This is a genomic window from Neobacillus drentensis, from assembly GCF_036962765.1.
Lineage (GTDB): Bacteria > Bacillota > Bacilli > Bacillales > Cytobacillaceae > Neobacillus > Neobacillus drentensis_C.
This window is the reverse complement of the sequence record NZ_JBALOS010000186.1, coordinates 8,147-14,569: the sequence shown is the minus strand read 5'-3', so window position 1 is coordinate 14,569 and position 6,423 is coordinate 8,147. Positions and strand designations below refer to the sequence as shown.

9 protein-coding genes are annotated in these 6,423 nt (G+C 42.2%); 5 read left to right on the top strand and 4 right to left on the bottom strand.

What is annotated here, in order from left to right; genetic code table 11:
- Positions 1–166: 166 nt before the first annotated feature.
- Positions 167–1,147 carry an ABC transporter substrate-binding protein gene (locus V7137_RS21495; RefSeq protein WP_218347686.1) on the bottom strand — a complete coding sequence of 327 codons (981 nt, stop codon included), beginning with the start codon at positions 1,145–1,147 and terminating at the stop codon, positions 167–169.
- A gap of 191 nt (positions 1,148–1,338) precedes the next feature.
- Between V7137_RS21495 and V7137_RS21490 the strand changes: the two genes are divergently transcribed.
- The 5 genes from V7137_RS21490 (at position 1,339) to V7137_RS21470 (ending at position 5,382) form a co-directional block, all read left to right on the top strand.
- Positions 1,339–2,343, top strand: coding sequence for a FecCD family ABC transporter permease (locus V7137_RS21490; protein ID WP_218347687.1), 1,005 nt, complete (start codon positions 1,339–1,341; stop codon positions 2,341–2,343).
- Positions 2,340–3,395 carry a FecCD family ABC transporter permease gene (locus tag V7137_RS21485; RefSeq protein WP_335699955.1) on the top strand — a complete coding sequence of 352 codons (1,056 nt, stop codon included), beginning with the start codon at positions 2,340–2,342 and terminating at the stop codon, positions 3,393–3,395. The genes V7137_RS21490 and V7137_RS21485 overlap by 4 nt, the downstream gene beginning before the upstream one ends.
- A gap of 182 nt (positions 3,396–3,577) precedes the next feature.
- Positions 3,578–4,396: an ABC transporter ATP-binding protein gene (locus V7137_RS21480; RefSeq protein ID WP_335699956.1), complete on the top strand. Its 819-nt coding sequence runs from the start codon at positions 3,578–3,580 to the stop codon at positions 4,394–4,396.
- Positions 4,389–5,174, top strand: a complete 786-nt coding sequence (gene fhuF / locus V7137_RS21475; RefSeq protein ID WP_335699954.1) for a siderophore-iron reductase FhuF — start codon at positions 4,389–4,391, stop codon at positions 5,172–5,174. The genes V7137_RS21480 and fhuF overlap by 8 nt, the downstream gene beginning before the upstream one ends.
- Positions 5,134–5,382, top strand: a complete 249-nt coding sequence (locus V7137_RS21470) for a DUF2573 family protein (RefSeq protein ID WP_335699953.1) — start codon at positions 5,134–5,136, stop codon at positions 5,380–5,382. The genes fhuF and V7137_RS21470 overlap by 41 nt, the downstream gene beginning before the upstream one ends.
- 45 nt (positions 5,383–5,427) lie before the next feature.
- Here the strand turns inward: V7137_RS21470 and V7137_RS21465 are convergent, their stop codons facing one another.
- The 3 genes from V7137_RS21465 to V7137_RS21455 form a co-directional block, all read right to left on the bottom strand.
- Positions 5,428–5,763 carry a spore coat protein gene (locus V7137_RS21465; RefSeq protein WP_335699952.1) on the bottom strand — a complete coding sequence of 112 codons (336 nt, stop codon included), beginning with the start codon at positions 5,761–5,763 and terminating at the stop codon, positions 5,428–5,430.
- Between the two features lie 24 nt (positions 5,764–5,787).
- Positions 5,788–6,081, bottom strand: a complete 294-nt coding sequence (locus tag V7137_RS21460; RefSeq protein ID WP_335699951.1) for a hypothetical protein — start codon at positions 6,079–6,081, stop codon at positions 5,788–5,790.
- A gap of 103 nt (positions 6,082–6,184) precedes the next feature.
- Positions 6,185–6,316 carry a YuzL family protein gene (locus tag V7137_RS21455; RefSeq protein ID WP_149871499.1) on the bottom strand — a complete coding sequence of 44 codons (132 nt, stop codon included), beginning with the start codon at positions 6,314–6,316 and terminating at the stop codon, positions 6,185–6,187.
- Between the last annotated feature and the right edge of the window lie 107 nt (positions 6,317–6,423).

Sequence of the window (6,423 nt, the reverse complement as noted above, 5' to 3'; positions counted from 1 at the left end):
CTCAAACAATCGGCGGAATTCCCACCCCGATTGGCGGAACCCCCCCAGAAATCCGGCTGAACCCCAAAAAAAATAACCTAAACGAAAAGAGCAAGGCCATGGCAAGCCTTGCTCTTTTCTTCTCTATATATGGGAAGGTTTTTAACAACAATGATAAAATTGCTTATTACTTAAGTAAGATTTTCTCAATGTCATCGAGCATGATGTTTGCTGCCAGAACACCGCCAGCAGTGTTCCATGTTGCGTCACTTACTTCATACGCATGGCCGCTCTTAACCGCATTTAAGTTTTTCCATAGTGGATCATTTGTCCATTCTTTTGCCGTATCCAAGGCTGCTTGATCACCTTGTGGAGCATAGGTGAAGTAGAATAGAAGATCTCCATCCATTTTTGGAATGACTTCTTTACCAACCTCAACAGCGAGTAAACCAAGCTTATTGTCAGGAGTGAAAAGTGCTTCCTGCTGGGCTGCACGTTTGAAGCCTAATTTATCAAAAATAACACCAGAGAAAGAATCCGTGTAATAAATACGAGACTTACCAGCCATAAAGCGAACAAAGGAAACCTCTTGATTTACTTTATCACCCAGTTTTCCTTTTACATCTGCTACATGTTGATCAAAATCACTTAAAACTTTATTGCCTTTTTCTTCAAGGTTCAACGCTTTTGCATATAATTTAAAGTTTTCTTGCCAATCTCCTCTAAGTGTTTCGGAAAAAACGGTTGGAGCAATGGCACTTAACTGGTCATACACCTTTTCTTGACGCAGCTTATTCCCAATAATCAAATCAGGTTTTAGCGAAGCAATTTTCTCTACATTTACTTCACCTTCAACCCCAACGACTTCTACGCCGTCCATATCATTTTTAATATGATCGTACCATGGATCTCCAAGCCAGGATTGGACAGCACCCACTGGTTTAACCCCTAAAGCTAGAAGCGCTTCTGTTCCTTCATTGGTAAGAATAACGACCTTTTTAGGAGTACCTTTAATGGTAGTAGATCCCATTGCATGCTCTACCGTATAAGAGTTTTCTGCGGTAGTTTTCGTTTCACCACCAGATTTTTCTTCATTGCTGCCGCACGCAGCTAACAAGAAAATGGTCATGACAGAGAAAAGAGTAAGTATTGTCTTGATTGCCTTCATTGCTTATGTAGCCCCCTTAGCTAATTGTTAATGATAATCATTTTCAATGACACCTTAATCATAAAATGACAAGTACCAATATGTCAACGTTTTAATTGAAAATGATTTTCAAAGTCATTGACAATAATTATCAATTGGAGATAGACTTAATTTAAATAAAACTATTAAGAAGGTAGAAAGGTTTCTATGACATGCTCTTAAAAAGTACTCCATTAAAATGGATGGGTTTACTAATTGCTATCTTGGTGATGGTAGTATTCATGTGTGCTAGTGTCATTTATGGTTACACCGATACCAGCTGGCAAACTGCAATTGATGCATTTACTAAAAATAACGGATCGAATGAACATATTATTATTCAAACCGTAAGGCTGCCAAGAGCATTAATCGCTTCAGCCGTTGGGGCAAGCTTGGCCATTGCCGGTGTTCTGATGCAAACCTTAACAAAGAATCCGCTTGCATCACCGGGGATTTTTGGGATCAACGCCGGTGGAGGATTTGCAGTTGTGGTAGCCATGACTGTGTTTTCAGTGAATAGTTTACAAGCGTTTAGCGTTCTTGCTTTTATCGGTGCTGCCGTTGCAGCGATTAGTGTTTACGCCATCGGTTCTTTTGGCCGTGAGGGGTTAACACCAATGAAACTAACATTAGCAGGGGCAGCGATGTCCGCCATGTTTTCCTCCTTTACCCAAGGATTGCTAGTGTTGGATGAGGTCATGCTTGATCAGGTTTTGTTTTGGCTGGCAGGCTCTGTCCAAGGCAGAAAATTAGAGACACTTGTGTCGGTTTTACCTTATATTGGGATAGGCTGGGTAGGTGCCGTTTTAATTGCTGGTAAAATGAATATCTTGTCCATGGGGGAAGATGTTGCGAAAGGGCTTGGGTTAAACACCGGACTTATCAAGATCGCGATTGGTGTCATTGTTATTTTATTAGCGGGTGGTTCTGTCGCTGTCGCTGGTCCGATTGGTTTTGTCGGCATTGTTGTCCCTCATATAACTAGATCGATTGTAGGTATTGACCATCGCTGGGTCATCCCATTTTCAGGTGTGTTAGGTGCGATTCTATTAATCGCAGCAGATATCGCCGCACGATATATTTTCATGCCGTCTGAGGTGCCTGTTGGTGTCATGACTGCCATCATTGGAACTCCATTCTTTATTTACATCGCAAGAAGGGGGTTCAATGGACGATGAGTAAATATAAAAATTTCCGCCTTTTTAATGGACGATTGTCCTTTTTATTGGATCGAAAAGCTACCATCACCTTCACCATCCTACTCGTTGTTACTTTTCTTGTTTTTGTGGTTAGTACAGGGAGTGGTGAGTTGAAAATTAATCCGTTTACTGTGGTAAAAGTATTATTCGGCGGCGGTCCAGAGATGGAGAAACTTGTTATTACATCCTTTCGTCTCCCGAGAATTATTGTCGCCTTAATGGTGGGAATTTCTTTAGCCCTTGCCGGCGGTATTTTACAAGGCATGATCCGCAATCCACTTGCTTCCCCAGATGTCTTAGGGATTACTGGCGGAGCGGCTGCTGCCGTTGTTAGTTTTTTAGCCATTTTTAGTGATAAAAACCATTCATTAACAGTCAGTATCGCTTGGCTGCCATTAGCTGCCTTTTTGGGAGCAGCTGTTGTTGCCTTTTTAGTTTATTTCCTTGCTTGGAAAAATGGTGTTTCTCCGATCAGGCTGGTGTTGATTGGGATTGGGATCTCCACCTTAATGCAAGCAATCACCACTTTAACAATGGTAATGGGCCCGATTTATCAGGCCAGTCAAGCCAATATCTGGATTACCGGAACCGTATACGGATCCAATTGGAGTAATGTAGCGATTCTTGTCCCATGGACCGTTATTTTCATGATTATTGCTCTTGCGTTGGCCCGAACGATTAATATTCAAGAGCTCGGTGATGAGGTTGCGACCGGATTAGGCGGCAAGGTTCAAAAACAACGGTTTCTATTATTAATGATTAGCACCGCCTTAATTGGAGGCTCGGTTGCTTTTGCCGGAGGCATCGGCTTTGTCGGCTTAATGGCACCGCATATGGCAAGAAGGTTAGTTGGTTCCTCATTTGGTGCATTACTGCCTGCGAGTGCCCTGATTGGTGGAATTCTTGTCATGGTAGCCGACCTCATCGGCAGAACGCTGTTTTCTCCATTAGAAGTGCCGGCGGGTGTGTTCACTGCCGGCATCGGGGCACCGTATTTTATCTACTTATTATTTAAAGCACGAAATTCCTAGAAAAGCGGAAGCGCCCGTTTAGCGACGTATATACTGGGGCACGCAGAACGAGATAAAGGAAACACGGAGCTATAGTCGATTCGATGTTGACTTATCGAATTGAGGTGTGCGAAGTACACTAGTCGTTGGACGCTGGAGCTAGACAATAAGCAAGCAAAAAGTCGAAAAGGAGCTGTCAGATGATGAATGCGATTGAAACGAAGAATTTATCACTATCATATGGGGAGACTCTCATTATTGATGAGTTAGATTTGAAGATTCCAAAAGGTGAGATTACTGTGTTTATTGGCGGAAATGGATGCGGAAAATCAACTCTGCTTCGTTCTATCGCCCGTCTGTTAAAGCCAAAGTCAGGCGCTGTTTTGCTTGAAGGGAAGGCGATTGCCAAATTATCCACGAAGGACATTGCGAAAAAGATGGCGATTTTACCACAGTCGCCAGCTGCACCTGAAGGATTAACCGTTCTGCAGCTTGTCAAACAAGGACGTTATCCACACCAAACCTGGTTAAAACAATGGTCAGAGGAAGATGAGAAAAAGGTCAATGACGCCCTTAAGGCCACACGTTTAGAGGACCTGAAAGAAAGAACAGTTGATTCACTTTCTGGCGGGCAAAGACAGCGTGCCTGGATTGCAATGACATTGGCCCAGGATACGGATATCATCCTCCTTGACGAACCGACTACCTACCTGGATATGACCCATCAAATCGAAATCCTCGATTTGCTGTTTGAACTAAATGAAAAGAAAAAACGGACCGTTGTCATGGTGCTTCACGACCTCAACCTAGCATGCCGTTATGCTCATAATGTGGTTGCCATCAAGGATCAAAAGGTGTATGACCAAGGGAAACCAGAACATGTAATCAACTGCAGTCTAGTCAAAAATGTGTTTGGCATGGACTGTGAGGTAACGATGGACCCGTTATTTGGGACCCCGCTCTGCATTCCTTATGGAAAGGGCAGATGTATCCTTGAGAAGGCGGTAGCGATGAATGGATAAACTATTCGCGGAAAAAAAAATGGAGAAATACCGATTTAATCCTCATTTAGAGCATTCATTCGAAGTTGCAAATCTCTTGGATGAATCATTCCTTAAGGACTTTTTGAAAAATCTATGCGCTGCCATTGAGGCTCCGTCTGAAAAGATAGCTGCTTCCATTTTTATTAAACGGTATTCCTTTATAGCCGTGATATCGCTATATGCGATGACGGCTTGGAATAAAAAGCTAAATGTATCGTTGGATAATGTAAAAATGGAATCACCCGAACAGGGGAAAGAGTGGCTGCCTGGGATTTCATTAAAGGATGTTACCGGGCAGGAATGGGATGGAACCGAACGCTCGGAATGGCGGGCCAGCGTTTTTAAAGATCTGTTTGCGAACAATATTTATCCACTGATCACACATCTTGAAAAAACCGTCGGAATATCGAAGTTAATCCTGTGGGAGAATATCGCTGTCTACTTATTTTGGCTCTATGAAACTGAATTAAAAGAATATCCAAATGATCATATTGCAGCCGATTTCCGCTTTTTAATTTTAGAAGCCGCTGGTCCGTTATTTGGCCGCTACGACTTAAATCCACTGCAAAAATACTTTGTTGGAAAGACTTACTTGAAAGAATGGGATACAGAGGTTAGAGTAAGAAAGACTTGTTGTTTTACTTATCAGCTCCCAGCAGGGAAACGCTGTAAAACCTGCCCATGTACCTATATTTCTAAGGACGGAAGGTGTCAGGATGGAGAAAGCATTTGTGAAGCAGTTCGAAGCTTTGCTTGAAAAATATAGTGAACTATTGGTGGGAGAAGCCACCGATGAAACAATGGAAAAAGTGAAGATGTGGGCACTTTACACCCATATCGCCAAGTCAATGCCAGCGTTAGCTAAGCATTGGAATGGGCTCTATCCTGAAGCGAAAGAAGAAATGAAACAGCTTATTAACGAAATTAAAATCATGAATGAACAGCATCGCTCATCTCAAAAATAAACTACATACAAAAACCGGAGGCAGAGATGCCTCCGGTTTTTGCCATTATTGAAGGGTGCCGCCACTTGGTAACTGGTTCGTATATCCTTGAAACTGCTGATAGGACTGCTGCAGCTTTTGCTGATCCTCAGCTTCGATGGAATACCAGCCCTTTTTAAACATCAAATCATATAGTTCGCGCTGACAGTTTTGAGTTTCGGAAAAGATCTTCATAATGTCCTGATATAAACCTTCGTGACTTGCTTCATGTAGAGCCATGCTGTACGAACTTGTCATATATTTTTCCGTAGTCAGTAAATCATTGATAAAATCGCGGTCATTCATTTGCGGCGTTTTAGATACTTGGGTTTCAGGATTTTGAATCTTCTGCTGTTGGTTCATTAAAAATGCATCCTCCTTTTTTTGTTATTGCATATTATTTAAGGGCTGCTGTTGATTGGCGTGCTGTCCTAGGTGACCTAGCAGTTGTTGATAGTGGCGCTGATGCATTTGGCAAACTTTTTCAGCCTCTGCCTTTATTTCAGGGTCTTGACATTGCCCGGCGAAAAAGTGTGCTTTCTTAGCAGACAGCAAGTTCCAGGACATCATGTCGGTTAAATAAAGTGCATCCTTTGTGGATACGACCCCGGGAGGCTGTTGCATGGTTGTTTGCTGATTTTGCATGTTCATGTTGGGCATATTCATATTTTGTTGCTGCATAATAACCCTCCTAATTCATGTAATCTTTACGACTATATAGTCTCTCAAAAAGGAATTTTTATGCAAAAGTAGAAAACAGGCTGAACTCATCAGCCTGTTTCCTTTATCGCTTATATTGATTGTTCTGGCTGTTTTTTTTATCAAGATGAGCCTCTTCATTACCTGGCCCGCCATTGCCCTTCACACTTGCAGCGCTTACTCCTGCTTTAGAAGGATTTTTTTTCATTTTCGCCATCGTCATCACCTCACCAAATAGGATGCCCATTTTTGTGGAAATATTTATTTTTAAGGCTATGTTAAAGCTTATTGTTGATTTTGCCACTCTGTTGATCTACGTTCCAG

Coding starts and splice junctions, on each gene's coding strand:
- V7137_RS21470 (WP_335699953.1), top strand. CDS start 5,134: ATGGAGAAAGCATTTGTGAAGCAGTTCGAAGCTTTGCTTGAAAAATAT.
- V7137_RS21490 (WP_218347687.1), top strand. CDS start 1,339: ATGCTCTTAAAAAGTACTCCATTAAAATGGATGGGTTTACTAATTGCT.
- V7137_RS21485 (WP_335699955.1), top strand. CDS start 2,340: ATGAGTAAATATAAAAATTTCCGCCTTTTTAATGGACGATTGTCCTTT.
- fhuF (WP_335699954.1), top strand. CDS start 4,389: ATGGATAAACTATTCGCGGAAAAAAAAATGGAGAAATACCGATTTAAT.
- V7137_RS21455 (WP_149871499.1), bottom strand. CDS start 6,316: ATGGCGAAAATGAAAAAAAATCCTTCTAAAGCAGGAGTAAGCGCTGCA.
- V7137_RS21460 (WP_335699951.1), bottom strand. CDS start 6,081: ATGCAGCAACAAAATATGAATATGCCCAACATGAACATGCAAAATCAG.
- V7137_RS21465 (WP_335699952.1), bottom strand. CDS start 5,763: ATGAACCAACAGCAGAAGATTCAAAATCCTGAAACCCAAGTATCTAAA.
- V7137_RS21480 (WP_335699956.1), top strand. CDS start 3,578: ATGAATGCGATTGAAACGAAGAATTTATCACTATCATATGGGGAGACT.
- V7137_RS21495 (WP_218347686.1), bottom strand. CDS start 1,147: ATGAAGGCAATCAAGACAATACTTACTCTTTTCTCTGTCATGACCATT.